This is a genomic window from Paraburkholderia sp. RL18-085-BIA-A (genome assembly GCF_046027075.1).
GTDB lineage: Bacteria > Pseudomonadota > Gammaproteobacteria > Burkholderiales > Burkholderiaceae > Paraburkholderia.
The window spans coordinates 1-1,436 of record NZ_JARESU010000424.1; the positions used below are offsets into that span (position 1 = coordinate 1).

The window sequence follows — 1,436 nt, forward strand, 5'->3', positions numbered from 1 at the left end:
GTAAGCGACATTTGGCGGCCGTCTTGACGATCAGAATTTGATCTCGAAGAGGCGTTCGTTGAGGCCCTGGAGGTCAAAGGCAGCAGGATCGAAACTACCGCCACACCAGTCGAGCAACCGGTGGTGTTCCTCATGAGCGGGATCAATGATCGCGTCGAGGAACTCGATGTAGCCGGGTACGCCGCCAACATCTTCCGGCGGACAGGCATTGCGGCCGCCCAGGCAGATGGGCGAGCGCAGCTCAGGGTCAGGCGGCAGGACCTTCTCGACCTTCACACGATGCTGCCAGTTGTCGCCGTAATCGTAGATGTAGGTGAATGACTTCAGCGCACCGAGCGCCTTGCCCAGGCTCGCCCGCGCTTCGTTGAGCATCGGCGGGTCACTCGGGAAGTCCGGATCGGGCACCCCGTAGTTGGTATCGTCGAACACGAATTCGTGCATGTGGCCGCCATCCCATCCCATCGCCAACAGCAGCACGACATGCAGCTTCGGCAGCTTGATCGAGGCAGGGACCAGCACCCGCCTCCAGACCGCCGGCTTCAGATACTTCAGCTCGATGTGCAACTGGTAGACCGGTACCTGTGAATTGATCGCGCGTAACGCGGGTTTGCGAGTTGATGCCATCGTCACGCAGCCTGCTGGAGCGGCTGCTCTACCGGCATCAAACGCCACGGCAGCAACTCGTCGATTCGGTTGATGGGATGCTCGGCGATGCGCTCGAACACCGTACGCAGATACGTATACGGTTCGATGCCATTCAGGCGTGCCGTTCCGATCAGGCTGTAGATGACCGCCGCACTCTGTCCACCGCCGTCAGAACCAGCGAACAGATAGTTGCGCCTGCCGAGAACCAGCGGCCTGATCGATCGCTCCGCGGTGTTGTTATCTATCTCGATGCGCCCGTCTTCACAGTAGCGCACCAGCGCAGGCCAGTTCCCCAGCGCATACCGGATCGCCTTGCCAAGGCCCGACTTCACCGAGACCTGCGCAAGCGTATGTTCGAGCCAGTCCTTCAGTGCACCTGCGAGCGGCAATGCCCGCGCCATGCGCACCGACTGCCGGACCTCCGGCTTGCGGCCGCGCACCTCGCGCTCGATGGCATACAGCGCCGCGATGCGGCTGAGTGCCTCCTGCGCTACCGGCGAACGCTCCAGTTCGTACAGGTCGTAGAACTTGCGCCGCACATGCGCCCAGCACGCTGCCTCGATGATCGTGCCATCGCGGTACAGCGCGTCGTAGCCACTATAGGCATCCGCCTGCAGGATGCCCGACCAGCCCTGCAGATGCGTGCGGGGTCGCTCTCCCTTGCGGTCGGGCGAGTATTGGTACCAGACCGCCGGGGGTGCCCGGCTGCCCGCCGGCCGGTCATCGCGTACGTACGTCCACAACCGCGCCGTACGCGTCTTGCCGCGTCCGGGCTCCAGCACCGGGACGGG

The 1,436-nt window shown here is 63.4% G+C and carries 2 protein-coding genes; both read right to left on the minus strand.

Annotated elements, in window-relative coordinates; all coding sequences use genetic code 11:
- Positions 1-30 precede the first annotated feature (30 nt).
- Positions 31-624, minus strand: a complete 594-nt coding sequence (locus tag P0D89_RS52955; protein ID WP_408371186.1) for a plasmid pRiA4b ORF-3 family protein — start codon at positions 622-624, stop codon at positions 31-33.
- 2 nt (positions 625-626) lie between these two features.
- On the minus strand, positions 627-1,436 hold an 810-nt coding region (tnpC, locus tag P0D89_RS52960), incomplete at its 5' end, for an IS66 family transposase (protein WP_408371184.1).

Coding starts and splice junctions, on each gene's coding strand:
- P0D89_RS52955 (WP_408371186.1), bottom strand. CDS start 624: ATGGCATCAACTCGCAAACCCGCGTTACGCGCGATCAATTCACAGGTA.